A 25,131-nucleotide genomic window follows, 5' to 3' on the forward strand; every position below is an offset into this window, starting at 1 on the left:
TTCGCAGTATGGGGGAGAATGCAGGAATGACTGATGCAGCGATCGAGCGGGAGACTCTCACCTGGGACGGCTTTGGGGAAGCGACGCGTGACTTAGCGCGGAACATTCTTGGCAGTGGATTTGTGCCGGAAGTCGTCGTGGCGATCGCGCGCGGCGGACTTCTCCCGGCAGGAGCAATCGCTTACGGGCTTGGCGCCAAGAATTGCGGCGCGATCAACGTCGAGTTCTATACAGGGATTGGCACCGTGCTCGATGCTCCAGAGGTGCTCCCCCCTGAACTGGACATGGCCTATCTTGACGGTCGCCGCGTATTACTCGTCGACGATGTCGCTGACTCGGGCCGCACCCTGGCTCTCGCCGTGCAGCTTTTGAAAGACAAGGGCGCTGACGTGCGTTCGGTCACGATCTATACCAAGCCGTCGACGATCATCCAGCCAGATTTCGCGTGGAAAGACACCGATCTCTGGATCAACTTTCCCTGGTCGTTTCGCGGCACGGTCGCGGAAGAAGATCAGGGGCTCGATCCCTCCGCCTGATCCGATTCACCTACAGCCAGCCTTACTCGCGCAGCAGCGCACGAAGAGTCTGAATCGTGTCGGCTTCTGCCACGGTCTTGTCGGGGCGGTACCCCTTGACGCGCGCGAACCGCAAGGCGATGCCACCGGGATAGCGGGGCGAGCGTTGCACACCATCGATCGCTATCTCGACGACGATCCCTGGGCGAAGAAAAACAGTGGATGCTGTGCGACGGGACTCATGCTGGGGGAACTCTTCGGTTTGCCAACGCAACAGCGCATCGGTGAGCCCTTTGAACGTCTTTCCGACCATGACGAATGCAGCGGGATCTCCGAATTCACCGGACGGATCGCGGGCGCCGAGGTGCAGGTTCGAGAGCAAGCCGCTGCGGCGGCCTGAACCCCATTCCGCGCCCAAGACGACGAGGTCGAAGGTCAGCACAGGTTTCACCTTGACCCATGACTTGCCTCGACGTCCCGCCATGTACGGCGCATCGATGGCCTTCACCACAACCCCTTCGTGACCGGCCTTCAAGGCGTCGACCGAGAGCTGTTCTGCGGCGGCGGGATCTGCGGTGACGATGCCGGGCATGCGCCACTCTCCGGCTACCCGATCAAGCTCGACCAGCCGTGCGCGGAGCGGCTCGTCGATGAGATCCCTTCCGTCGATGTGCAGTACGTCAAAAAACCAGGGGCGCAGCACGAGCTCGCGCGCGGCATCTGCGCCAAACCGAGACATGGTTTCTTGGAACGGCCGTGGTCCGCCGTCTTCATCGAGCGAGAGCGTCTCGCCATCGAGGATGATGTCGTGCACAGGCAATGAGCGCACGATCTCGACCAGCTCAGGTACCCGATGTGTAACGTCGGCAAGGCTTCGGGTGAACACCCTGACCTCTTCGCCATGCCGATGCACCTGGATGCGGGCTCCGTCGAGCTTGTACTCCACAGACGCGATGCCCGTGATCTCGAGCGCTGCAGACGCGGTGGCCGCCGAGGACGCCAGCATCGGCGATACCGGACGCCCTACCTGAAGACCGACAGCACTCAGCTCATCTTCCGAGCTGTGGAGGGCGACCAGCGCGGTCTCGCCGAGGTCTCCGGAGAGCATCGCCGCGCGCCGAACAACCGCGATCGGTCGATTCGATGCGCGGGCAATCGCGTCAAGCATCACCCCAGCCAGTGCGCCGGTTCGCAGCTCACCGAGCATCGAGCGGGAGAGGAAGTCCCATTCGGCCGTGGTAGCGCGAGCGGCGAGTTCGCCAAGCACACGACTACGCGTGACAGCGGATCCTGAACCTGAGGTGGACACGAGGGCGTTGAGCGACTCGTCGACGTCGGCGATAGTGAGCGAGGAAGTGTTTGCGTGCGTGACAGTGAGAGCTTCAAGGCCGCGCCACCCCACGCCGAGCTTGCCCTGTCGAGGAGCCGCGAGAAGTAGACCGACCACAGCGGTGACTTCTGAAGGCTGAGCGCGCGACAGAACTTCTGCGATGGCCTCGATTTTGGCAAGTCTCGACGGCGTCGCGGCGACGCGATCGGCGGTGGAGACGAGCTCGGTGAGCTTCATCTTTGTATTGTGGCACCGGCCTCCGACATCCGGTTCTGGGGCCGGATCGCCTTCTAACGCCCCTGAAACTCTGGCTTCCGCTTCTGCTGAAAGGCGGCGAAGCCTTCGCGGTAGTCGTCGGTGTCGCAGAGGGCAGCCTGTGCCGCATTTTCGATGTCGACGGAATCCCAGAGCGCCAGTCGCTCATCTCTCATGCGCGCGATGAGGTCCTTGCTCGCGAGGAATGCCGCGGTGGCCCCTCGCGCCGCGTTGGCTGCGGCCTCTGTCGTTGCGTGCACTACTTCTTCATCGGGGAAGACCCGCGAGAACAGCCCAGAGGTGACGGCTTCGGAACCACTCATCAACCGACCGGTGTAGATCAAGTCGAGCGTTTTATGTGCGCCGAGACGTTCTAAGAAGAGCGCATGCCCTCCGGAGTCGAGCGTCGCGCCGAGCGCAGCGAAAGGCGAGCCGATCTTTGCCGATTCAGCGACGTACACGACGTCGGTGGCGATGAGGAGGCCAAGGCCAACACCAAGGCACGCCCCGTGGGCGACGGCGAAGGTGGGAGCAGGGAATCTCGCCATCCGCTGCAGAAGGGGAGTAACGAGGCCGCCGAGGTAGCCCTGCACATCGTCGTTGCGGGGATCGACGCCAGAGATGTCGCGTCCGGCGCAGAATGCTCGCCCCTCGCCGCGCAGCATGAGGGCACGCACGCCGGCAACCTCTGCCGTTTCGTACGCCGCGTCTAAATCGACGAGCGCCTGCTCGTTGAGTGAATTCAGCTTTGTGGGTGCATTCAGCACAACGGTCGCGACGTCGTCGGCGATGGTGAGGTCGATCATGAAATCTCCTGTTCAAACGCCGTGTGTTCAGACGTCGTGTGTTCAGACGTCGTAATCGACAACAACGCGTTCGCTGGTCGGGTGCGACTGGCAGGTGAGCACGAAGCCGCGATCGATTTCGTCTGGCTCCAGCGCGTAGTTCTCCGTCATCGTGACGCTGCCCTCGATGACGCGTGCCCTGCAGGTGCCGCAGACGCCGCCTGCGCAGGCGAACGGCGCATCTGGTCGCACGCGCAGCGCCGCGTTGAGTACAGACTCGTGTGCGTCAACTGGGCTCTCGACGGTCGATGAGACACCATCGAGCGTGACCTCGATGCGGACGGTTTTCTCGCCTTTTCGCACTTCTACCGGACGCGCGGTTCTGGCTGGTTCGTCGCCGGTGGTGAACAGCTCGAAGCGGATGTGGGAGCGATCGACATCCATATCAGCCAGTACCTCGCGGCAGAGGTCGACGAGAGCCAGGGGCCCGCACAAGAACCACTCGTCCACGCTCGCTGGCGGGATGAGGCCAGCGAAGATAGTCCGCAACTTCTCTTCGTCGATGCGGCCAGAAAACACAGGTGCCGTGCGCTGTTCGCGCGACAACACGTGATGAAGGACAAGGCGAGTCGGGTAACGGTCTTTCAGATCAGCGAGATCTTCAAGGAACATCACATCGAGGGTGGCTCTGTTTGTATAGAGCAACGTGAACCGTGATGTGTCTGACCTGGTGAGAACGGTGTGGGCGAGTGACATCAGTGGGGTGATGCCTGACCCCGCCGCGATCCCCACGATGTGCCGGTTGTCGAGGTCATCGAGCGTCGAAGTAAAGGTGCCTTGAGGGCTCATGACATCGATCTCGAAACCGGCGTGGAGCCCGGTCTGCGCCCAGGTGGAAAAAAGTCCGCCTTCATCGCGTTTTACGGCGACGCTGAGTCGAGTGTCTCCACCGTCGTTGCGATGCTCCGGTGCGCGGCACAGGGAGTAAGAGCGACGCACTTCGACGCCGTCGAGCGTGGTGCGCAAGGCGACGTACTGACCGGGGAGATGGTCGTATTCGTCGGCGAGTGCCGCGGGCACTGTGAAGGTGACTTCGACCGAATCGTCTGTCAGTGGTCGCACGTCTTCCACGGTGAGAGTGTGAAAGCGGGCGCGCGTGCGAGCGGCGGCGGTTGGGGTTGTTGGTGCTGTCGTTGCTGCTCGTGGTGGCGTTGTTGCTCGTGGTGGCGTCACGGGCGCCGGAGCTGAAGTGAAGAGTGGCATGTCAGTGCACCTTGAAATGGTCGAAGGGCTCGAGGCACGCGCGGCACTCGAACAGCGCCTTGCACGAGGTGGAGCCGAAGTGTGAAACCTCACGAGTGTCGAGCGAGCCGCAACGGGGGCACCGCACGCTCAGCGCGAGCTTGATAGGACCATTCGTGCCCCGGGATCCGACAGCGGCGCTGCCAGAAGGCGGCGCGATTCCATAGGCTGTGAGCTTTGCTTTTCCGGCGTCAGACATCCAGTCGGTCGTCCACGCGGGGGAGAGGACGAGCCGCACATTGACCTCGTCGTATCCGGCAACCGTCAGAGCGAGAATGACATCGTCACGGATGGTCTCCATCGCAGGGCACCCGCTGTAAGTGGGGGTGATATCGACGTGAACGCGTGCACCGTCGACGACTACCGCGCGGAGCACCCCGAGGTCTTCGATGGTGAGGACTGGCACTTCGGGGTCTGGCACAGCCGCCGCAATGCGCCACGCCTCGGCCTGGCTCGTGGCTTGTGAGTGGGCGGGGGTCACCATGATGCCCCCGGGTGCCGCCGCGCGAGCACCTGCATTTCGGCAAGAATGTGGCCGAGAGGCGTCGCGTGCGCCCCCTGCCGTCCGCCGGCAGACGAAGCAGCGATCTTTGCGAGACCGAGGGTTTCATCGAGAGTGGCCTCGGAGAGAACGGTGTCGACGACCCGATCGAATTCCACGCGCAGGCTGGAGGGTCGCACCGCAGCGTCACCCAGACGATCGATCAGATCGTCGTCGCGGAACAATTCCTCGACGTATGGCCACACATCGCGAAGCGCACGAATGATGCGCGTGCGCGATTCTTCGGTCCCGTCACCGAGACGCAGCACCCACTGCACAGCATGGTCGCGGTGGTAGTCGACCTCTTTGAGTGACTTCTCTGCGATTGCCGCGAAGGTCTCGTCGCTGCTGCTTCGCAGGGCCGAGTACAGCTCGAACATGTAGCTGGCGACGACGAACTGCCTGGCGATCGTCTGCGCGAAGTCACCGTTTGGCTGCTGCACGATCCATGCGCAACGGAACTCTGGTTCATCGCGAAAGAAGGCGAGATCGTCTTCGCTGCGCCCATCGAACGAGCCAGCGTAGTGCAGAAACGAGCGCGCATGGCCGAGAAGGTCGAGGGCGATGTTGCCCAGCGCCACGTCTTCTTCGAGCTCAGGGGCGTTGGAGATCCAGGCGCCCAGCTGTTGGGAAAGGATGAGGGCGTCGTCGCCCAATCGCAGCGCGTACTCGGCGATATCGGCTGATGCCGCAACCGCACCGGTCCCCGAAAGCTCCTGTGCGAGGCTGAGCGCGTCGACAGCCACATCTCCGTGGATGTCGAAGTCTTCGCCTGCGGCGTCGTCCGGTCCCTGAGCCTGTGCGATTTCGTCCGGTCCCTGAGCCTGTCGGACTTCGTCCGGTCCCTGAGCCTGTGCGATTTCGTCCGGTCCCTGAGCCTGTCGAAGGGTCATAGGTGAGGCACCCCCTCCGATGCCGTGTAGTACACGGCGTGGCGGTAGTTCTTACCCGCAGGGCTCTCGAAGTATGCGCCCTTGGCGTCGGGGTCGCTCGTGGTGATTGCCTCGGCTGGAGCGACCCAGATGGATACGCCTTCGCCTCGGCGCGTGTAGAGGTCGCGTGCGTTGCGGATCGCCATCTCGGCATCCGGCGCATGCAACGATCCGACGTGCACGTGGCTGAGCCCGCGGTTGGCGCGCACGAAGACTTCCCACAGTGGCCACGGTTCGCGTTCGTCTGCGCCGGGGGTCGCCATCATGCCACCACCTTCGACGTCGAAGAGCGCTTGCGGGCGTATTCCGCCGCGGCCTCGCGCACCCAGGCGCCTTCTTCGTGTGCGGTGCGTCGGCGCTCAAGTCGCTCGGCGTTGCATGGCCCGTTGCCGCGCAGAACTTCATAGAACTCGTCCCAGTCGATTTCGCCGATCTGGTATTGCCCCGTCGTCTCATCGAAGCGCAGGTCAGGGTCTGGCAGGGTGACGCCGAGCATCTCAGCCTGCGGCACCAGCATGCCAACGAAGCGCTGGCGGAGTTCGTCGTTCGAGAACCGCTTGATTTTCCACTTCATCGACTGTGCCGAGTTGGGGGACTGGTCATCGGGCGGCCCAAACATTGCCAGGCTCGGCCAGTACCAACGGTTCACCGCGTCCTGTGCCATCTGACGCTGTTCTTGCGTGCCCTGCATCAGGGTGAGAAGGATCTCGAATCCTTGACGTTGGTGGAAAGACTCTTCTTTGCACACCCGCACCATCGCACGACCGTATGGTCCGTACGATGCGCGACAGAGCGGAACCTGGTTACAGATCGCCGCTCCGTCAACGAGCCAGCCGATCGCGCCCATGTCGGCCCATGTCGGGGTGGGGTAGTTGAAGATGGACGAATACTTCGCCTTGCCGCTGATGAGCTGGTCCATCATGTCGTCGCGGGTGGCGCCGAGCGTCTGAGCAGCGGAGTACAGGTAGAGGCCATGGCCCGCTTCGTCTTGCACCTTCGCCATCAGAATGGCTTTGCGCTTGAGACTGGGTGCACGGGTGATCCAGTTTCCCTCCGGCTGCATACCGATGATCTCGGAGTGCGCATGCTGGGAGATCTGCCGCACGAGGCTTTTGCGATAGGCGTCTGGCATCCAGTCGCGTGGTTCGATGCGTTGCTCGTTCGCGATGAGTTCGTCGAACAGGAGCTCCTCATCGGAGACCTCGCTCACCAGGGACAGGTCTGCGGGACTGGTCATCATCGACTCCTCAGAATCCGGCCTACTTTACTGACCGATCGTTAGGTAATTCTGACACAGAGCACGACGCTATTCAAGATGCGGTTTAGCGGGAGCGCGAGATCAGTTCCAAAAGCGCTTGTCCGTAGGCCTCAGCGGGGTCAGGGTGCTCAAACACGAAACGTGTGTCTGCGATCTCGATCTCCACACTGAAGGTGTCCTCCAGGCGTACGAGCGTTCGAAACGTACCGCGCAGCAGGTCACGCAACTGGTCTTCGCGGGGTAGCCAAACGGCGTCAGCGAGCGTGACCGCATCGAGCGCCCACTCGGTGGTCCCGTTGAAGGCGAGATCAGTGCCGCTCGGCGTCTGGCGTGCCTCAATCGTCATCTCGCTGACGGTGAAGACGTCGGCCTCTGCCTCCAGCTCCACCTCTTCCGGCAGATCCAGCTGGAAGCGGTCTCCTTCGGCCGGGTGCCAGATCAGCCCGGATTCTCGGAGGGCGACCGCTAACTCGCGCGTGATCATCCTTTTACGCTAGACGACTGCGGCCACCCCAAGGTCGGAGGAACGGGGACAAACAGCGTCGGCATGTCGGTCGTCTGAGGCAGAGTGGGGGAATGAGTTCCACAGCCGCAACCGACACGCGTGAGGCAGCGCTCGCCGCACTTCGTGAACTCGTCGGACGCACAGACGTCGACTTTCATGATGGGCAGTTCGAGGCGATCGAGGCGCTGGTAGAGAGCCGCCGCCGTGCGCTCGTGGTGCAACGCACCGGGTGGGGCAAATCTGCGGTGTATTTCGTGGCGACGCTGTTGCTGCGAAGGCAGGGCGCGGGGCCGACGGTGTTGGTGTCGCCTTTGCTGGCGCTGATGCGCGACCAGATTGCTGCCGCAGAGCGGGCAGGCGTCCGCGCGGTCGCCATCAACTCCACGAATGCGCACGAGTGGTCTGATGTGTTGCAAAAACTCGACCGCGATGAGGTCGACGTACTTCTGGTGTCGCCAGAACGACTGAACAATCCTGCGTTTCGTGAGCAACAACTCCCCGCCCTTGTGCGTCGGATCGGGATGTTGGTGGTCGACGAGGCGCACTGCATCAGCGACTGGGGTCATGATTTTCGTCCGGACTACCGGCGGTTGCGCGACCTCATCGCGCAGATGCCGGCCAACGTACCGGTGCTTGCGACAACGGCCACAGCGAACAGTCGTGTCGTCGCCGATGTGGCAGAGCAATTGGGCAGTCTTTCCGACGAGGGTGCCGGGACGGCGTCTGTCTTGACGATCCGCGGGCCACTCGCGCGCACGTCATTGCGGATGGGGGTGCTCCGGCTTCGTGACTCGGCGAGCCGCTTGGCCTGGCTCCTCAGTCACCTCGACGATCTGCCTGGCTCTGGCATCATCTACACGCTGACCGTTGCCGCTGCGGTGGATACCGCGCGACTGCTCCGCGATCATGGCCACGAAGTGCGGGCGTACACGGGTCAAACAGATACCGAAGAGCGCGCAGAGTCAGAGGGAATGCTCAAGCGCAACGAGGTGAAGGCGCTGGTGGCCACCAGTGCGCTGGGGATGGGGTTCGACAAACCCGATCTGGGATTCGTGCTGCATTTGGGTGCGCCGTCGTCTCCTGTGGCGTACTACCAGCAGGTCGGTCGTGCGGGGCGTGCGAGCGAAAGCGCCGACGTCCTGCTGTTGCCCGGCGTTGAAGACCGAGACATCTGGCACTACTTCGCAACCGCATCAATGCCGGATCGTGAGCGGGCGGAGCGCGTGATCGGCGCGCTCGGAACTGCCCCGATATCGACCCCGGCGTTGGAAGCGATTGTCGATATTCGTCGCACACCGCTGGAGCTGCTCCTGAAAGTGCTCGACGTGGATGGTGCGGTGCGCCGGGTGCAGGGCGGCTGGGTGGCAACGGGGGAACCCTGGAGTTATGACGCCGAGCGCTATCAGCGCATCGCCGCAGAACGCGTCGCAGAACAGCAACACATGATCGAGTACGAGCAGACAGACGCATGTCGGATGGCGTTCTTGCAGCGTGCGCTCGATGACGACACAGCCGCGCCCTGTGGTCGCTGTGACAACTGTGCTGGCGGCTGGTTCCCTCGCGAAATCGGAGAATCAGCGAGCGCTCAGGCCGCAGAGTCGCTTGACAGGGTGGGGGTTCCGATTGAACCGCGTCGTGCGTGGCCGACCGGTGCAGAGCGCCTTGACGTGCCGGTCAAGGGACGCATTCCCGCAGGAGAACAAGCGAGTGAGGGGAGGGCGCTCGCACGGCTCACCGATTTGGGGTGGGGCGGAACGCTCCGCGAGCTGTTCGCGGCTGGTGCCGCAGACGCCGCCATCACGCCTCAGCTCCTTCAGGCCTGCATTCGGGTGCTCGCGGGGTGGGAGTGGCAAGACCGGCCAGTGGCTATCGTCGCCATGCCTTCACGTTCGCGGGCATTGCTTGTCGACTCCCTCGCTCGTGGCCTCGCCGAGGTCGGACGCCTGCCGTACCTCGGGGCACTCGAACCTGTCGATGGCGGACCCACGGGGCAACCGGGCGGAAACAGCGTTTTTCGGCTGGCAGGCCTCTGGGGGCGTCTCGGCGCCACCCACCTCGAAGTACCAGCGGGACCGGTACTACTGGTTGACGACTTCGTCGACAGTCGATGGACGATGACCGTCGCCGCACGCACCCTTCGCCAGGCCGGAGCTTCGGAGGTATTGCCGTTCGCCCTCGCCTTACGTGGATAACGCCGTTCGCGAATAACGCCGTGCGGCCTAGTCTTCGGCAGGGGCGACGCGTGGCGGCCACGAGGTTGCGCCGAGTTCACGGGAGATGTTGCGTGCCGTTTCCCTCAGCGCGTTGAGAACTGCGTCGGATGCGGGTGTCTGTGATGTCGGGAGAACCACCGCTACCGCGGCCACAATGTCGTTCGACGCGTCGGCGACTGGCGCGGCGATCGACGATTCCCCGAGCACCGCTTCATCGAATTCTCCTGCGGTGCCCCGTTCGGCGATTGCCGGGAGTTCCAGCGTCAATCGTGCGATATCGGTGACGGTGTCACCGGTGAGGCTGCGAAGAGGCGCGGCAAAGACAGTGTGCTGAAAGCCCAGGTCGTAGGCGAGGAGCACTTTGCCCATCGCCGATGCGTGCGCGGGAATAGCCACGCCGGTTTCGAGCATCTGCTGGCTGTCATCCGGGCGCAAGTTGTGATGAATGACGAGCACATCCGCAAAGTGCGGAGCGCCGAGGCGCACCGAGAGATTGGTGCGGCGCGCAAGCTCCTGGGTCCATCGCATCGCCCTGGCGCGCACATCGAGCGTGTCGAGATAGACGTTGCTCAGCCGCAGAAGTGTCGGACCGAGCATGTAACGCTGGCCACCGCGTTCCTTGGCAACCAGGCCATGCGATCGCAGTGATTTCACCAGCCCGTGCACAGTCGACGGCGGCAGGCTGAGTGCAGCCGCAAGGTCGGTAATGCCGAGGTGGCGTGCTCCCTGGAGCAGTTCGAGGATCTTTGCCGCGCGATCGATTGCCTGAATCACGGTCCCCTCCTTCCGGTGCGTCTTCGAGCCGGGGTGAATTCTGCCGGGCTTCAGGATTGATCTTGACAACCAGGCAGGCTCCGAGCATATTCGACATTAACGAATTGCTTTCCGATTTTTGCGAAAATCATGATGGATCAAAGGAGATCGAACGATGAAAAAGCTCATCAACGCCCCAGAAGACGTACTCGTCGAGTCGCTGAAGGGCGTCGCGCTCGCTCATCCCGAGCTCTCGGTCGACCTGGAAAACCACGTCATCACGCGCACGACGCCGAAGGCTCAGGGCAAGGTGGCGATTGTTTCCGGCGGCGGATCCGGGCACGAGCCACTGCACGGCGGTTTCGTTGGCGCCGGGATGTTGGATGCGGCTGTGGCTGGCGAAGTCTTCACCTCGCCGACTCCTGACCGCGTGCAGGTGGCGACGAAGGCTGTCGATCGAGGAGCCGGCGTCCTGCACATCGTCAAGAACTACACCGGTGACGTGTTGAACTTCGAGATGGCGGCCGAGCTCGCCTCGATGGAGGGCATTGAGGTCGGCAGCGTCGTGGTTGACGACGACGTCGCTGTGCAGGACTCGCTGTACACCGCCGGGCGCCGCGGAGTGGGGCTCACCGTGTTGCTGGAGAAGATCGTCGGCGCGGCAGCAGAGGAGGGTCGCGACCTCGCCTCGATCGTGGAACTGGCCAAGAAGGTCAACGGGCAGGGGCGCTCGATGGGCATGGCGCTCACCAGCTGCACCGTGCCTGCGGCAGGAAAACCCACATTCGAGCTGCCAGACGACCAGATGGAAATCGGTATCGGCATTCACGGCGAACCCGGCCGTCACCGCGAACCCCTTGCCCCGGCATCAGAGATTGCACGACAGCTCGTCGAGCCGATTCTCGCGGACCTCGATGCGAAGGGCCCCTCGATCGTCATGATGAACGGCATGGGTGGCACACCCCTCATCGAGCTCTACCTGATGTACAGCGAGGTAGCGGCGATCCTCGAGAAGTCCGGCGTACAGATCGCCAGGAACCTGGTGGGTAACTACATCACGTCCCTCGACATGGCCGGTTGCTCTGTCACTGTGCTCAAGGCGGACGACGAGCTGCTGCAGCTGTGGGACGCGCCAGTGAACACGCCAGGACTGCGGTGGGGCGCCTGATGGCCGCTGTTGACACTGCTGTCCTCGCTGACTGGGTTTCCCGTTTCGGCGCTGCTGTGACGGAAAAACGCGATTGGCTGACCGAGCTTGATTCCGCGATCGGCGACGCCGATCACGGAGCCAATATGGCGCGCGGGATGGGCGCTGTGAGCGAAAAGCTCGCCGCGGGAACACCTGCCACCGTCGACGAGTTGTTGAAGACCGTCGGGATGACGCTTGTGAGCTCGGTTGGCGGCGCAAGCGGACCGCTCTACGGCACATTCTTCCTCCGGATGGGAATGGCATCTGGTGCCGTCACAGAACTCGATGGGCCAGCGTTGGGAGCATCGCTGCGCGCAGGCCTCGACGGCATCGTCGCCAGAGGCAAGGCCGAGGCTGGCGACAAGACAATGTACGACGCGATGGCACCGGCAGTGGATGCCTTCGATGCGGCGCTCGCCGCGGGGTCGTCTCTTTCTGATGCCGTTGCAGCAGCGTCGGACGCTGCCGCATCTGGTCGCGATGCCACCCTCGCGCTTGTCGCTCGCAAAGGCAGGGCGAGCTACCTCGGAGAGCGCAGCGCCGGGCACCTCGATCCAGGCTCTGCATCGACGGCAATCCTCTTCGAATCGCTCGCAGCGGCGGTCGTTGGTAACGCCTGATGATCGGGATCGTCGCCGTCTCCCACAGTGCACGACTGGGTGAGGCAGCTCTGGAGCTTGCCATGCAAATGGTCCAAGGAGGGGGAGCGCGGGTGCTGGTCGCCGCAGGCGCTGGCGTCGATGCAGACGGCGCACCTATCCTCGGCACCGATGCGGTAGCGGTGGCGACAGCGATCGACGAGCTCGCGGCGGACTGCGACGGAGTGCTGGTCTTGATGGACCTTGGATCCGCTGTCCTCAGTGCCGAGCTTGCCTTGGAACTGCGCGTCAGCGATGTGCCGGTACGGCTCGCGCCAGCTCCGTTCGTTGAAGGATTGCTGGCGGCCGTTGTCGCCGCTGCCGCTGGCGGAGAGCTTGACGCCGTCGCGGCAGAGGCGGGTGCTGCTCTCGGTGCGAAGGCCGGGCAGCTCGACGTGCCAGAAGCTGCGCCGGAGGCTGAACAAAGCACTGCGCCGGATACTGCACCGGATGTAGCGTCGGATTCCGCCGCAGCGGGGACCCTTGTGCGGCGTCTCGTCGTGCGCAACCCCTTGGGGATCCACGCGCGTCCTGCGGCGCTGATCGCCGAGGCTTCGGCCGGTGCCGATGTGCGTCTGCGACGACTTCCCGATGGTCCGGATGCCCCGGCCTCAAGCCTCTCTCGCGTGCTTATCCTCGGCGCACGACAGGGCGATGAGTTGGAAGTGACAGCGACAGGGCCGCACGCGGTAGCTGTGCTCGATCGGCTGAGTGAACTGTTCGTCGATGGGTTTGGTGAGGGCACAGAAACCGTCCGTACGAAGAGCCAGAAGGCGGCGCCATCGGCGAAGTCGCAACAGACAGCACCGCCACTGCAACACAACGCCCCGGTGGTGGAGGCGGGGACTGTGCTGCGCGGACGTGGCGTGAGCCCAGGGCGGGTGGCGGCTCCCGTCGTCTATCTCGCACCAGCCGTGGGGGAACCCGATGCGAACACCCTCGTTGCCGAGCAAGACCGCGACGCCGAAGTGTCGGCAATCGAGTGGGCCGCTGTTGCCGTGGCCGATCAGCTCCGCGTTCGTGCAGAGCAGGCGACAGGCGAAGCCAAAGATATTCTCGATGCGTCTCGGTTGATGGCCGCTGATCCGGAATTGGTTGCAGAGGCAGCGGCTCTCGTTCGTTCCAAGGGGCGCACCGCCGCACGCGCTCTCTGGGAGACCGCCGCAAAACACGAGCAAGGACTCGCCGCACTCGGTGGGCGAATGGCGGAGCGTGTCGCTGACATTCGCGATGTCCGAGACCGCATCGTCGCCGAGATTCTCGAAGTCGATATGCCGGGGGTGCCAGAGCGCGACGAACCGTTTGTGCTCGTGGCAACCGACCTCGCGCCTGCCGATACCGCTTCACTTTCTGGAGGCCAGTGCGTTGCACTGGTGACGGAGCAGGGCGGACCAACGTCACACACCGCGATCATCGCGCGTTCGCTGGGGTTGCCCGCTGTGGTTGGCGCCACGGGGGCAACGGGGATTCCCATCGGAATGACTGTTCTCGTCGATGGCAGCGACGGCACCGTCGAGGCCGAACCGACGGAGTCGCGTATTGCCGAGGCAGTTGCCGCCGCCAGAATCGTCGAGTTCGACGGCGCGGGAACCCTTGCAGATGGGCACCGGGTGGCATTGCTGGCAAATGTGGGCGGAGCCCCAGATGCGGCCAACGCCGTCGCCGCTCGCGCAGAAGGCGTGGGTCTTTTTCGCACAGAGTTCTGCTTTCTTGATCAGACAGAAGCGCCGTCTGTGCAGGAACAGGCCGCGGCCTACCGGGGGGTAGTCACGGCCTTCCCCGATCGCAAGGTGGTCGTGCGCACCCTCGATGCCGGGAGCGACAAGCCGCTCCCGTTTGCGAACGACGATGAGGAAGAGAATCCGGCGCTGGGTATCCGCGGACTGCGTATCGCTCGTCGCCGTCCCGAGCTGCTGCACGACCAACTCGCTGCCCTCGCATCAGCCGCCGCAGGGCAGTCAGCGCACGTCGAGGTCATGGCCCCGATGGTGGCCACAGTCGACGAGGCAGCGGAGTTTGCCGAGCGTGCGCGTGCTGCCGGGATCGAACGGGTCGGCATCATGATCGAAACACCCTCGGCCGCACTGCTCGCCGCAGAGCTTTTTGAGGTGATCGATTTTGTGAGTCTCGGCACCAACGATCTCGCCCAGTACACGCTTGCGGCAGATCGCATGCTCAGCGAACTCGGTGATCTGAACGACCCGTGGCAACCCGCCGTCCTTCGGCTCATCGGAGTCGTCGGTGACGCCGGGCGCGCAGCGGGCAAGCAGGTAGGGGTCTGCGGCGAAGCCGCAGGCGATCCGGCGCTGGCAGGTGTGCTCGTGGGACTCGGTGCGACCTCGCTGTCGATGACTTCGCGCTCACTGGGGCGAGTGGCTGAAGTGCTCGCGGGAGTGACGGAGGCGGACTGCCAACGCGCGGCAGAGGCTGCTGTTGCCGCGCCGACGGCAGAGAAAGCGCGAATGGCTGCGCGAGCGATACTCGGAGCGGCGGCCGGGGCGCAATAGTGATATATGCGGCGGGTGGAATCCGTTGTGTCTCGTTCGGATATCGACATGCCTCCACGCGCTTTATTCACTTCGATGGCGTCTACGATTTTCCCAATGGCTCGTTCGTGCCATTGGGAACTCCGGGGGGAAACATGTCAAAGTCGATGCCGTTTGTGCGAGGTCTCCTCGGAGCTCTCACGGTAGGAGCATTGGCGGTAGTCGCCGGGTGCGCGACCACCCCTGAGCCGCAGGCTACTTCGACGCCCTCTGCATCGGCGGCGCCAGAAACACCGGAACCCTATGCGGGGCCCATCGCCTTCGTCGGCGACGAGCTGGAGTGGTTTCTGTTCAGCGCAGACGAAATCACTGCCATCTTCCCCAACGTGGGGAACGTGAATGCGCCTGACGCGGCTTTCGAGCAGATTTCTGACGGTGGGGGACCGAACCCCGATCCGGAAATCTGCAGTGCGCTCATCGCTGAGCCCTCGCTGGGTTCGATCGGTACGCGGTCAGTGAGCTGGACCAGTTCCGCCTCAGACGACCAAGACGGAAGGCTGGAGGTGCTGCAGTTCGCCGACGAAGAAGCGGTGCAATCCCGTATGGATCAATACGTCAAAGCGGCGTCGCAGTGTGGCGAGTTCCGTTTCAACAACGCCTCGACCTTCGATTCGACCGTTCTGGATTCGGAAGACGGCGTGCAAGCGATTGCTGGATCCCTGGTGATCGATTCCGGCTCGTACCAGTCGTATCAAGGGTATGCCGCCGTCGGCAACGTCCTGGTGAGTTTCTGGCAACCATTCACGGGTGATTCTGCCCTCGATAGCGATGCGGTGGCGGCGTCGTTGATGGAACGTGCCAGTGAGGCAAAGACGAAGCTGATTGACGAGCTCACAGCTAACCCGCCTGTGCCAGCCGAGGTTCCGTCCGAAGTCGACGCGTCTGCTCCCTGGAGCGAGTGGCAGATCACCGCGGCAGGAGTCGGACCGATCCGTCTGGGAGTCGAGTTGGATGAGGCGATTGCTTCCGTTCCCGACGCGCGTGTCGAAGAGCCGGAGTGGGAGGGCGGCCCGACGCGACTGGTCTCTCCAGACGGCAATGCCTCCGTTGTGCTGCAGCGTGCAGAGGGACAATCTGCCGTCTCGGCGATCGCGGTTGGGTTTGCAAACGTCGCTGGCGATAGGAACCATGACGGCGCCGCGCTCCCTTCGGCAGACGGTGTTCGCGTCGGCGATCCCGTTGCTGCCGCCGTTGAGGCGTTCCCGGAAGGCACGATGCTGCGCGTCGTCTCCTCGGCCGAGGACTTCTATGTCTGGTCTACGCGTGAGGGCGTGCTGTTGCGTTTTCGTGCTGATCGTGACGTGACAGAGGAAGGCGCCGTCATCACAGGGATTCAGGTAGAAGACGCCACTCTTCAGAAGGCCCCTGTCTTCGGGTAGCTCTTTCGCGTCACCGAGAACTTCTGCAAAAGACTTCTTTACTGACCGATCGGTCGGTTAGTATGGGCGCACGGGCGTCGCTGTTGCGGCGTCCGTGCGACAAGGAGGTCGACGATGGCAGAGTCTGCAGAAACAACGGAGACGGCAACGCACTCCACGCGTGCCATGATGCAGCGTGATCGTGCATCGGCGTCTCTGGGACTCGTCGTCGAGCGCGACGATGCCGGCCACGCCGTCGTGTCGATGCTCGTGCGAGACGACATGACCAATGGATTCCACATCACGCACGGCGGATTCGTCTTTGCGCTGGCAGATACGGCTTTCGCTATCGCCTGCAATGAAGACGAGAGGGTGACAGTCGCCGCCGGAGCAGACATCTCGTTCCTGAAGCCCACGACCGCAGGCCAAAGGCTGACAGCCACCGCGATACGTCGTTCTCGAACGGGGCGCTCTGGCATCTATGACGTCACCGTCACCGATGAGCAGGGCGACCCTGTGGCGGAGTTTCGAGGTCGCTCACGCACCACCAACCAGACCTTCTGACCGCACACCGACGTACGGAGCAATCGTGTCAACGACGACCGCAACAACCTCCCGCATCCACCCGCCCGTCGCCGATGAGCTCGACGCCGCTGAGCGGATGAGCCGCGCAGAGATCGAAACGCTGCAACTGGAGCGGCTTCAGCAGACGGTGCGCCACGCCTACGCAAACGTGCCGCTGTACACGCGCAAGTTCGACGAAGCAGGAGTGCATCCTGACGACATCCGCTCGTTGGATGACGTGCAGCGCCTCCCGTTCACGACCAAAGAAGACCTGCGCGAGACATATCCGTTTGGGATGTTCGCCGTTCCGATGGCCGACGTCGCGCGCATTCATGCGTCCAGCGGCACAACGGGGCGGCCGACCGTGGTCGGGTATACGAAGGGCGACCTCGAACGGTGGGGGTCGCTCGTGGCGCGCTCGCTGCGAGCCAGCGGTATCCGTGCGGGCATGAAGGTGCATAACGCCTACGGGTACGGGCTGTTCACCGGAGGACTCGGCGCACACGCGGGGATCGAGTCGTTGGGGGCCACTGTTATCCCGATGTCGGGCGGGCAGACAGCGCGCCAGGTGCAACTGATCTGTGATTTCGAACCAGACGCCATCCTGTGCACTCCCAGTTACTTGCTCACCATTGCCGATGCGATGGCCGCGCAGGGTATCGATCCTCGTTCCACATCGTTGAAAGTCGCTGTCCTGGGGGCAGAGCCCTGGTCGAACGAGATGCGGAAGGAGCTTGAACAGCGCCTCGGCATCGATGCGCTCGACATCTACGGCCTCAGCGAGGTCATGGGCCCTGGTGTCGGAAGCGAATGTGTGGAGACCAAAGACGGCCCGCATTTGTGGGAAGACCATTTTTTGCCTGAGGTCATTGGCGCGGAGACGCAGAGCGCCCTGCCGGACGGCGAGTTGGGTGAACTCGTTTTCACCTCTCTGACCAAAGAGGCTTTTCCTGTCATTCGCTACCGCACCCGCGATCTCACCCGGTTGCTCCCCGGCACTGCTCGTCCAGGGATGAGGCGGATGGAGAAGATCACAGGACGCAATGACGACATGATCATCTTGCGCGGTGTGAATCTGTTCCCCACCCAAATCGAAGAGCTCGTGTTGGGGATCGAGCAGTTGACGCCGCACTTCATCCTGGAGCTTTCCAGGGAGGGGCGGATGGATGCTCTCACGGTCCGCATTGAACGCCACCCTGAGCTCTCTGTCGAGACGTGCCAAAGCGCTGCAGCGGTCCTCGCACAGCGGATCAAGATCTTCGTCGGATCCACGGTTGCTGTTCATCTGGAAGAGCCGGGGGCGCTGCCTCGCAGCGAGGGCAAGTACAAGCGGGTCTACGACCTGCGGTAACTCTTTCTGGGAGACTGAGGGGTGATGTCAGAGATGCAGAGCACGCGACGCGGCCGCCCCGGTTATGACCAGCAGGGAATCCTCGCTGTCGCTATTGCCGCGTTCAACGAGTACGGATACGACGCGACCTCGATCGGCATGCTCGCTGAGCGCCTCGGCTTGTCGAAATCGGCGATCTACCATCACTTCGGCTCGAAAGACGAGATGCTTGCGCTCGCGCTCGACTCCGCCCTCAGCGGGCTCGAAGCCGTCGTAGAAGATCCGTTACCAGCCACCGCAGATGGCGAGGGTGAAACCAGCGCCGTCGATCGGCTGGAGGATGTCCTGCGCGGCGCCGTCCACGTCTTAGTGGAGCAGTTGCCAGCGGTCACGCTTTTGCTCCGGGTGCGGGGCAACACGGAGGTCGAGCGCAGCGCCCTGCTGCGACGACGCGCCTTCGACCGCCGCATCACTGCGCTTGTATCCGAGGCGCAAGACGAAGGAACTCTGCGTGGCGATATCGATGCGAGTGTTGTGGCACGTCTCGCGTTCGGAATGATCAACTCCATCGTCGAGTGGTATCGGCCTGGCGGACGCGAAGGCGCTGACAGGCTGGCCGACGACGTGGTCGCCATCGCCCTTGACGGACTCCGCAAGCGCGGCGGCGCAAACGCCGAAGCCCCGGTCAGCTGACCGAGGCCTCGACTCCGCGTTTTACGCCGTCTGTTCCTTCGCGACCAGGGTGAGCACGTCGTAGGTGGCGACGGTGTCGTCATGCTGGTTCTTCAGCACCGCATCCCAACGCACCTCGCCATACTCATCCGTCTCGCGAGGGGTAATCTGTTTGGCCGTGAGCTCGACACGAATCTCATCACCGGGGGAGACTGGGGTCATAAACCGCAGGTTCTCCAGCCCGGAGTTTGCGAGGACAGGGCCTGGTGCTGGTTCGACGAAGAGGCCAGCAGCCCACGACACCAACAGGTAGCCGTGCGCGACGCGTCCGGGGAAGAACGGGTTGGCCGCCGCCGCTGTCTCATCCATGTGCGCGTAGAAGGTATCGCCGGTGAACGCGGCAAAGGTCTCGATGTCTTCCAGCGTGACGGCCCTGGAACCACTGGCAACCTGGTCGCCCACATGGAGTTCGGCGAGCGACTTGCGGAAGGGGTGCACCCCACCACTCTCCTGATACGGGCGTGCGGCCGCACCCTGGTGCCAAACTCCGGTGAGCGCAGTGAGCATCTCGGGAGACCCCTGCACTGCGGTGCGCTGCATGTGGTGCAGCACGGCGCGAATGCCACCGAGCTCTTCGCCGCCGCCTGCGCGGCCAGGGCCACCGTGTACGAGGCCAGGAAGAGGGGATCCGTGCCCGGTAGAGCTGCGCGCATCGTCTCGGTCGAGGAAGAGGATGCGCCCGTTGTACGCCGCCATTCCTTCGGCTAGCGCAACCGCGACCTCTGGATCGTGTGTGGCCACGCTCGTCACGAGTGATCCGCCGCCGCGGGCAACCAGAGCGCTCGCCTCTTCGACGCTCCGATAACCGACAATGCTGGAGACCGGCCCAAAAGCTTCGATCTCGTTGACGGCGTCGCTCTCGGCATCGCGAAAACGCAACAGCATCGGCGCAACGAAAGCCCCGTCTGGTGCGGGTGCCTCACTCCCGTCGAGGTGACGAACGTCGGGGACGTCGGTCGTGCCGATCACCAGCTCACCGCCGCCAGCCTGCAACCGGCCCACCTGACGCAGCACCTCTTCGCGCTGCGCTGTGGATGCGAGTGGTCCCATCGTGACGCCTTCCGCGCGCGGATCACCCAGAACCACGCGCTCCGTGAGACGTGCGCGCACTGCTTCGATCACCTCGTCGACGGCATCCGCTGGTACGATCGCTCGACGAATGGCTGTGCACTTCTGTCCGGCCTTCGTCGTCATTTCTGCGACGAGCTGCTTGACGTAGGCCTCGAACTCCGGTGTCCCCGCAGTCGCATCTGTGCCGAGAATCGATGCGTTGATCGAATCTGTCTCACTGGTGAAGCGCACGCCTCCCGTCTGCACAGCGTCGTGGGAGCGCAGGCGCTCAGCAGTCGATGCAGAGCCGGTGAAGGCGACCAGGTCACCCAGACGCATCTCATCGAGGAGTCCTGGAACGCTCCCAGAGACAAGCTGCAGAGATCCGGAGGGAAGAAGCCCGGATTCGACCATCACGCGCACCATCGCCTCGGCGAGGTAGCCGGTTGGCGTGGCAGGCTTCACCACAGTGGGCACACCGGCGAGGAACGCGGGAGCGAACTTCTCCAGCGAACCCCACACCGGAAAGTTGAAGGCGTTGATCTGTACGGCGACACCTTTGAGTCTTGAGTAAATATGGCGCCCCAGGAATGAACCGTCTTTGGAGAGGTTCTCCACTGCGCCGTCGACGTACACCTTCGCGTTCGGCAACTCTCGCCGACCCTTGCTGGAGTAGGCGAAGAGCACACCGATGCCGCCATCGATATCGACCCAGGAGTCTTGCTTCGTGGCTCCGGTACGGCTCGAAATCTCGTAGAGCTCCGCCTTGCGCTCGGTGAGTACCAACGCCAGTTTCTTCAGCAACACAGCGCGCTGGTGGAACGTCAGTTCACCGAGCGATGTCTGACCCACCGTCCTGGCATAGTGCAGCGCACCGCCAAGATCGAGTCCGGCTGTCGATACCCGTGCGACGACCTCTCCGGTGGATGCATCGCGCACCTCGGCGGCCTCAATGGAGTCAGCAGCGGAGTCAGCGGTAGGCGTCCACCACTCTCCCTGAACGTAGCTGGGGAGGATCTCGGTCATCTCAGTTCCCTTCATCAGGCGTCCCATTCATAAAATCCGCGCCCGCTCTTGCGGCCAAGGTGGCCTTCAGCCACGAGCTGGCGTAGCAAAGCGGGGGGCTCGAAGCGCTCGCCGAGGTGGGCGGCGAGATACTCGGCAATACCGAGGCGTACATCGAGGCCCACGATGTCGGTGAGGCGGAGCGGCCCGATCGGATGCTTGTACCCCAGGGTCATCGCGGCGTCGATGTCTTCTGCGCTGGCGACGCCCTCTTCGAGCATGCGGATTGCTTCGAGTCCGATCGCAACGCCGAGCCGCGACGACGCGAAACCTGGAGCGTCGGCGACAACGATCGGAGTCTTTCCTATCGACTCCACCCATGCGCGCGCCGACTCCATGAGCACAGGGGCGGTTGCAGCACCCCGCACGATCTCGACCATGGTCGACGCGGGTACCGGGTTGAAGAAGTGCATGCCCAGGAACCGCGCTGGCCGTTCGAGCACTGCCGCGAGCTCGTCGATTGAGATCGAAGAGGTGTTGGAAGCCAGTACTGTTTCTGGACCGATCTGTGCCTCGACGCGAGTGAGCGCTTCGATCTTGAGGCCAAGGTCTTCCGGCACCGCCTCGATGACCAGGTCGCAGGAAGCGAATTGTGCGGCATCGATGCCTGTGCTGAAGCGCGTGCGGTACGAATCCAGCGACTCGGTCGCGGTGCCGCGGGCGATTGATGAATCTACGGATGCGAGAACACGAGCGGCTGCGGCCGCCGCCGCGTCATCGTCGCGCTCGATCACCACCACCTCGCATCCGGCAAGGAGAAAGGCGTGGGCAATACCGGCGCCCATTCGGCCGCCACCCAGCACTCCGACGTGCGCGGGGGCAGCGGGAGGAGTCGTACTCATCGTGATTTCCGCTCCAAAAAGTCGGTCATGCGTCTGAACTTTTCCGGGCTCTCGAACAGCTCGGCCTGTGCCTCCAGATCGACGGCGGGGTGCGCGGCGCGCGGCGCGCGGAACACCCGTTTGGTGGCGATCGTTGCTGCCTGGTCGTTGCGCGCGACGCGGTCAGCAAGAGCGTGCGCTGCAGTGAGAAGTTCGGTCGGCTCGTACAGCGCGGAAACGAGGCCTATCTGCAGAGCTTCCGCGGCTTTCACCGTGCGCCCTGTCAGCAGCAACTCCATCGCTCTGGCGTCTCCGATGATCTCTTTCAGGCGCCAACTTGCTCCTGCCGCTGCGAGGATTCCTAAGCCTGTTTCCGGGTTTCCGATGGCGAGCGACGAGGTGGCGATGCGGATGTCTGCGGCGTAGGCGAGTTCGGCGCCTCCGCCGAGGGCATAGCCGTCGATGGCCGCGATGACAGGCATGGGAAGCTCGGCAAGCCGCACGAACGCGTGGGCATTGATTCCTCGCAACGCATCGGCCGCTCGGCGTTCGCGGAGCTCAGCGATGTCGGCGCCAGCGGCAAAAACACCGCCGGCGCCGGTGAGGATAAGCGTGCGAGGATCCGACTCGAGCTCAGCGCAGAGCGTGTGCAACGCATCGATGGTGGCTTGGTCGATGGCATTGCGCTTGTGCGGACGGTTGAGCGTTGCGATCACACGGTCGCTCTGTCGCTCGATGAGCAGGGGATGCTCAGAGGGAGAATCTTCTGGCATCACATTTTCTCCACGATGAGGGCTGCGCCCTGTCCGACGCCGACACACATGGTCGCCAGACCGTAGCGTGACTCTTCGCGTTCCATGCGGCCGAGCAGCGTGACCAGCAGGCGGGAACCAGACGAGCCGAGCGGGTGCCCGAGGGCGATAGCGCCACCGTCAAGATTTACACGCGATTCGTCGATCCCCAGGCGGCGCATGCAGGCGATCGACTGGGTGGCGAAGGCTTCGTTGAGTTCGACGGAGCCGATGTCATCGATGGTGAGTCCCGCTCGGTGCAACGCCTTTTGCGTTGCGGGGACAGGGCCGAGGCCCATGATCTCCGGCGCGAGACCTGCGCTGGTCCCCACCACAATTCGCGCACGTGGCACAAGGCCATACCGCTCAACAGCGTCTGCGCTGGCGACGACGATCGCCGAAGCGCCATCGTTGAGCGAGCTGGAGTTGCCGGCTGTCACCACCTGCCCTCCCGCAACGACGGGTCGCAAGCGCGCGAGCGCCTCCATCGTGGTCTCAGGGCGAGGCCCCTCATCGATGAGCACTTCGTCGGACGCTCCCGAGGTGCCCACCGAAACTCCGACGATCTCCGATTCAAACCTGCCGCCAGCGATAGCTGCTGCAGCGCGTTGCTGCGATCGCACCGCAAAGGCATCTGCCTCGTCGCGGGTGATCCCGTCGACCCTGGCGACTTCTTCTGCGGTCTCTGGCATCGAGAAGGTGGCCTTTTCTCGCGCGATCAGCTGGGGGTTCGGAAACCGCCAGCCGATCGAGGTGTCAAACGTTGCGCCGGGTTTTGCCCATGCCTTCTCCGGCTTTGCCTGTACCCAGGGCGCGCGCGTCATGGACTCGACCCCACCGGCGAGAATGAGATCGGCATCGCCAGCCCTGATCGCTTGGGCGGCCATCGTGATGGCAGACATGCCAGAAGCGCAGAGGCGATTCACGGTGATGCCAGGGACGCTATCGGGAAGACCGCCCAGCAGCACCGCCATCCTGGCGACGTTGCGATTATCTTCGCCTGCCTGGTTTGCTGCGCCCAGGATGACTTCGTCGATATCGGCCTGGTGCTGATCGATCCCCGCTCGCCGCACCGCCTCGCGGACGACGAGGGCGGCGAGATCGTCTGGACGTACGCCAGACAGAGCGCCGCCGTATCGCCCGACTGGCGTGCGAACGCCTCCGACGAGGTATGCCTCTGCCATGCGGATCTCCTGACTGCGTTGTCTCGACGGTGGCCCGTTGCCCTACCGCTCAATCCTGAATTGATGAACGTCAATCCTGAATTACTGAACGATCGTATAGTAATTATGACATAGGCGCGGGGCCACCGCTGTGGCGAGTTTCTCTCTGCTGTTAGGAGAAGAGGTCGACGTCCTTCGTCTCCTTGACCAGTGACACTCCGATAAGCGAGATCACGGAGGCGACGGCGATATACACGCCGATGGTCCAGGCCGCTTCAAAGCGGTTCAGCAGAAGCTCGGCGATTGTCGGAGCGAAAGCGCCACCCAGAATCGCACCGAGGGCGTAGCCGATCGACACGCCGGAGTAGCGCACGTTCGCCGGGAACATTTCGGCGTACAGCGCAGCCTGTGGTCCGTATGAGAGGCCGAGTGCAAACGTCATCACAAACAGAGCGACGAAGTACCACAGGATGTTGGCCGTATCGATGAGGAACCACATGGGGACCGCCCACACCGCGAGTGCGATGTAGCCGATCTGGAAGGTGCGGATGCGCCCGAGTCGATCAGAGAGGTGGCCACCCCACAGGGTGAAGATCAGCCATCCGAACGATGCGAGCGTTGTCGCCAGCAGTACCGGAGGGCGGTCCATGCCGAGGGCCGTGACAGCGTAGGTCGCGAAGAAAGCGATGAGCAGGTATCCGGCTGCGTTGTTGGCGATGAAGATGATGGCCGTGAGGATGACCTGCTTGCTGTTGTTCTTGAACAGGCGACGCAACGGAGCCGAAGCTTCTTTGCGGCGACGCTGGAGATCTTCGAAGACCGGGCTTTCATCAACCGCACGACGAATCATGTAGCCGACCGCGATCAGCACGATCGACAGCAGGAACGGAATGCGCCAGCCCCACTCGAGGAACGCTTCGGGGGACATCGAGCTGGTGAGTACCCACAGGGTTGACGTCGCGAGGATCATGCCAACGGGCACGCCGATCTGGGGGAAAGCGCCGAAGAGGCCTCTCCGGCCACGCGGTGCGTGCTCGACGGCCATCAGCGCGGCACCGCCCCACTCGCCACCAGCAGAGAATCCCTGCAGGATGCGGAGCAGGATCAGCAGAATCGGGGCTGCGACTCCGATCGCGGCGTACGTCGGCAAAATGCCGATGAGCGAAGTAGAAAGCCCCATCATGATGAGGGTGAAGACGAGCATCTTCTTGCGTCCGAGTTTGTCGCCGAGGTGGCCGGCAACGATGGCTCCGAGCGGACGGAACAGGAAGGAAATGCCGATCGTGGCGAACGAGATCACCTGGGCAAAGCCCGGGCTCTCCTCTGCGATGGGAGCGAGAAACAGCGGGGCGAGTACGAGCCCGGCCGCCTGGGCGTAGATGAAGAAGTCGTACCACTCGATCGAGGTGCCGACCAGGGTGCTGGCAAGCACCCTCCGCTCTTCGGCTGGCATCCGTCCGGTGGATGGGTTTTCGGAGACTGCTGACGTCATGCG

23 protein-coding genes are annotated in these 25,131 nt (G+C 63.4%); 9 read left to right on the top strand and 14 right to left on the bottom strand.

The features are described 5' to 3' along the window. Window positions 1-26: 26 nt before the first annotated feature. A complete protein-coding gene (locus AB0O87_RS13345; RefSeq protein WP_363516912.1) occupies window positions 27-536 on the top strand; it encodes a phosphoribosyltransferase in 510 nt (169 codons plus the stop codon). A gap of 22 nt (window positions 537-558) precedes the next feature. Here the strand turns inward: AB0O87_RS13345 and AB0O87_RS13350 are convergent, their stop codons facing one another. The 8 genes from AB0O87_RS13350 to AB0O87_RS13385 form a co-directional block, all read right to left on the bottom strand. After that, on the bottom strand, window positions 559-2,082 hold the full coding sequence (locus tag AB0O87_RS13350) for an ATP-dependent DNA ligase (RefSeq protein ID WP_363516915.1): 1,524 nt from the start codon (window positions 2,080-2,082) through the stop codon (window positions 559-561). 53 nt (window positions 2,083-2,135) lie between these two features. After that, complete coding sequence (locus tag AB0O87_RS13355) at window positions 2,136-2,906, bottom strand: enoyl-CoA hydratase/isomerase family protein (protein ID WP_363516918.1); 771 nt, start codon at window positions 2,904-2,906, stop codon at window positions 2,136-2,138. 42 nt (window positions 2,907-2,948) lie between these two features. Further along, window positions 2,949-4,148, bottom strand: coding sequence for a 1,2-phenylacetyl-CoA epoxidase subunit PaaE (paaE, locus tag AB0O87_RS13360; RefSeq protein WP_363516921.1), 1,200 nt, complete (start codon window positions 4,146-4,148; stop codon window positions 2,949-2,951). Between the two features lies 1 nt (window position 4,149). Next, entirely contained in the window at window positions 4,150-4,671 is a 522-nt protein-coding gene (gene paaD, locus AB0O87_RS13365; RefSeq protein WP_363516924.1) for a 1,2-phenylacetyl-CoA epoxidase subunit PaaD, read from the bottom strand. Further along, window positions 4,665-5,621, bottom strand: coding sequence for a 1,2-phenylacetyl-CoA epoxidase subunit PaaC (gene paaC, locus AB0O87_RS13370; protein ID WP_363516927.1), 957 nt, complete (start codon window positions 5,619-5,621; stop codon window positions 4,665-4,667). Before paaC ends, paaD begins: the two co-directional genes overlap by 7 nt. Then, window positions 5,618-5,923, bottom strand: a complete 306-nt coding sequence (gene paaB / locus AB0O87_RS13375; RefSeq protein ID WP_029262355.1) for a 1,2-phenylacetyl-CoA epoxidase subunit PaaB — start codon at window positions 5,921-5,923, stop codon at window positions 5,618-5,620. Before paaB ends, paaC begins: the two co-directional genes overlap by 4 nt. Then, the gene (gene paaA / locus AB0O87_RS13380) at window positions 5,923-6,897 is read right to left on the bottom strand and encodes a 1,2-phenylacetyl-CoA epoxidase subunit PaaA (RefSeq protein WP_363516930.1); all 975 of its coding nucleotides are present in this window, start codon (window positions 6,895-6,897) and stop codon (window positions 5,923-5,925) included. Before paaA ends, paaB begins: the two co-directional genes overlap by 1 nt. A gap of 85 nt (window positions 6,898-6,982) precedes the next feature. After that, window positions 6,983-7,402, bottom strand: a complete 420-nt coding sequence (locus AB0O87_RS13385; protein WP_363516933.1) for a pilus assembly protein CpaE — start codon at window positions 7,400-7,402, stop codon at window positions 6,983-6,985. 92 nt (window positions 7,403-7,494) lie between these two features. Here AB0O87_RS13385 and AB0O87_RS13390 point away from each other — a divergent pair, with 92 nt between their 5' ends. Next, complete coding sequence (locus AB0O87_RS13390) at window positions 7,495-9,615, top strand: DEAD/DEAH box helicase (RefSeq protein ID WP_363516935.1); 2,121 nt, start codon at window positions 7,495-7,497, stop codon at window positions 9,613-9,615. Between the two features lie 27 nt (window positions 9,616-9,642). Here the strand turns inward: AB0O87_RS13390 and AB0O87_RS13395 are convergent, their stop codons facing one another. After that, window positions 9,643-10,410 (bottom strand): IclR family transcriptional regulator, encoded by a 768-nt coding sequence (locus AB0O87_RS13395; RefSeq protein WP_363516938.1) that lies wholly within the window; start codon window positions 10,408-10,410, stop codon window positions 9,643-9,645. 154 nt (window positions 10,411-10,564) lie between these two features. On the opposite strand from AB0O87_RS13395, the gene dhaK reads away from it, so the two are divergent. The 7 genes from dhaK to AB0O87_RS13430 all read left to right on the top strand — a co-directional run bounded on the left by dhaK (window position 10,565) and on the right by AB0O87_RS13430 (window position 18,707). Next, window positions 10,565-11,557: a dihydroxyacetone kinase subunit DhaK gene (gene dhaK, locus AB0O87_RS13400; protein WP_363516941.1), complete on the top strand. Its 993-nt coding sequence runs from the start codon at window positions 10,565-10,567 to the stop codon at window positions 11,555-11,557. After that, window positions 11,557-12,198, top strand: a complete 642-nt coding sequence (dhaL, locus tag AB0O87_RS13405; protein WP_363516944.1) for a dihydroxyacetone kinase subunit DhaL — start codon at window positions 11,557-11,559, stop codon at window positions 12,196-12,198. The genes dhaK and dhaL overlap by 1 nt, the downstream gene beginning before the upstream one ends. Beyond that, window positions 12,198-14,723 (top strand): phosphoenolpyruvate--protein phosphotransferase, encoded by a 2,526-nt coding sequence (gene ptsP, locus AB0O87_RS13410; RefSeq protein WP_363516947.1) that lies wholly within the window; start codon window positions 12,198-12,200, stop codon window positions 14,721-14,723. Before dhaL ends, ptsP begins: the two co-directional genes overlap by 1 nt. 134 nt (window positions 14,724-14,857) lie before the next feature. Beyond that, window positions 14,858-16,141 carry a hypothetical protein gene (locus tag AB0O87_RS13415; protein WP_363516950.1) on the top strand — a complete coding sequence of 428 codons (1,284 nt, stop codon included), beginning with the start codon at window positions 14,858-14,860 and terminating at the stop codon, window positions 16,139-16,141. Between the two features lie 114 nt (window positions 16,142-16,255). After that, a complete protein-coding gene (gene paaI, locus AB0O87_RS13420) occupies window positions 16,256-16,684 on the top strand; it encodes a hydroxyphenylacetyl-CoA thioesterase PaaI (RefSeq protein ID WP_363516953.1) in 429 nt (142 codons plus the stop codon). A 97-nt stretch (window positions 16,685-16,781) separates the two neighbouring features. After that, window positions 16,782-18,035: a phenylacetate--CoA ligase PaaK gene (gene paaK, locus AB0O87_RS13425; RefSeq protein WP_363517410.1), complete on the top strand. Its 1,254-nt coding sequence runs from the start codon at window positions 16,782-16,784 to the stop codon at window positions 18,033-18,035. A 24-nt stretch (window positions 18,036-18,059) separates the two neighbouring features. Then, window positions 18,060-18,707 (top strand): TetR/AcrR family transcriptional regulator, encoded by a 648-nt coding sequence (locus AB0O87_RS13430; RefSeq protein WP_363516956.1) that lies wholly within the window; start codon window positions 18,060-18,062, stop codon window positions 18,705-18,707. A gap of 21 nt (window positions 18,708-18,728) precedes the next feature. Here AB0O87_RS13430 and paaZ read toward each other — a convergent pair whose 3' ends face one another. From paaZ to AB0O87_RS13455, 5 genes are all read right to left on the bottom strand, one after another. Further along, entirely contained in the window at window positions 18,729-20,822 is a 2,094-nt protein-coding gene (paaZ, locus tag AB0O87_RS13435; protein WP_363516958.1) for a phenylacetic acid degradation bifunctional protein PaaZ, read from the bottom strand. Window positions 20,823-20,836: 14 nt separating this feature from the next. Beyond that, window positions 20,837-21,703, bottom strand: a complete 867-nt coding sequence (locus tag AB0O87_RS13440; RefSeq protein ID WP_363516961.1) for a 3-hydroxyacyl-CoA dehydrogenase family protein — start codon at window positions 21,701-21,703, stop codon at window positions 20,837-20,839. After that, window positions 21,700-22,455 (bottom strand): enoyl-CoA hydratase/isomerase family protein, encoded by a 756-nt coding sequence (locus tag AB0O87_RS13445; protein ID WP_363516964.1) that lies wholly within the window; start codon window positions 22,453-22,455, stop codon window positions 21,700-21,702. The genes AB0O87_RS13440 and AB0O87_RS13445 overlap by 4 nt, the downstream gene beginning before the upstream one ends. After that, the gene (locus AB0O87_RS13450; protein ID WP_363516967.1) at window positions 22,455-23,657 is read right to left on the bottom strand and encodes an acetyl-CoA C-acyltransferase; all 1,203 of its coding nucleotides are present in this window, start codon (window positions 23,655-23,657) and stop codon (window positions 22,455-22,457) included. The genes AB0O87_RS13445 and AB0O87_RS13450 overlap by 1 nt, the downstream gene beginning before the upstream one ends. Before the next feature lie 151 nt (window positions 23,658-23,808). Beyond that, window positions 23,809-25,128 (bottom strand): MFS transporter, encoded by a 1,320-nt coding sequence (locus tag AB0O87_RS13455; protein WP_363516970.1) that lies wholly within the window; start codon window positions 25,126-25,128, stop codon window positions 23,809-23,811. Window positions 25,129-25,131: the final 3 nt, after the last annotated feature.

It is taken from the genome of Microbacterium sp. NPDC076768, from assembly GCF_040687205.1.
Classification (GTDB): domain Bacteria; phylum Actinomycetota; class Actinomycetes; order Actinomycetales; family Microbacteriaceae; genus Microbacterium.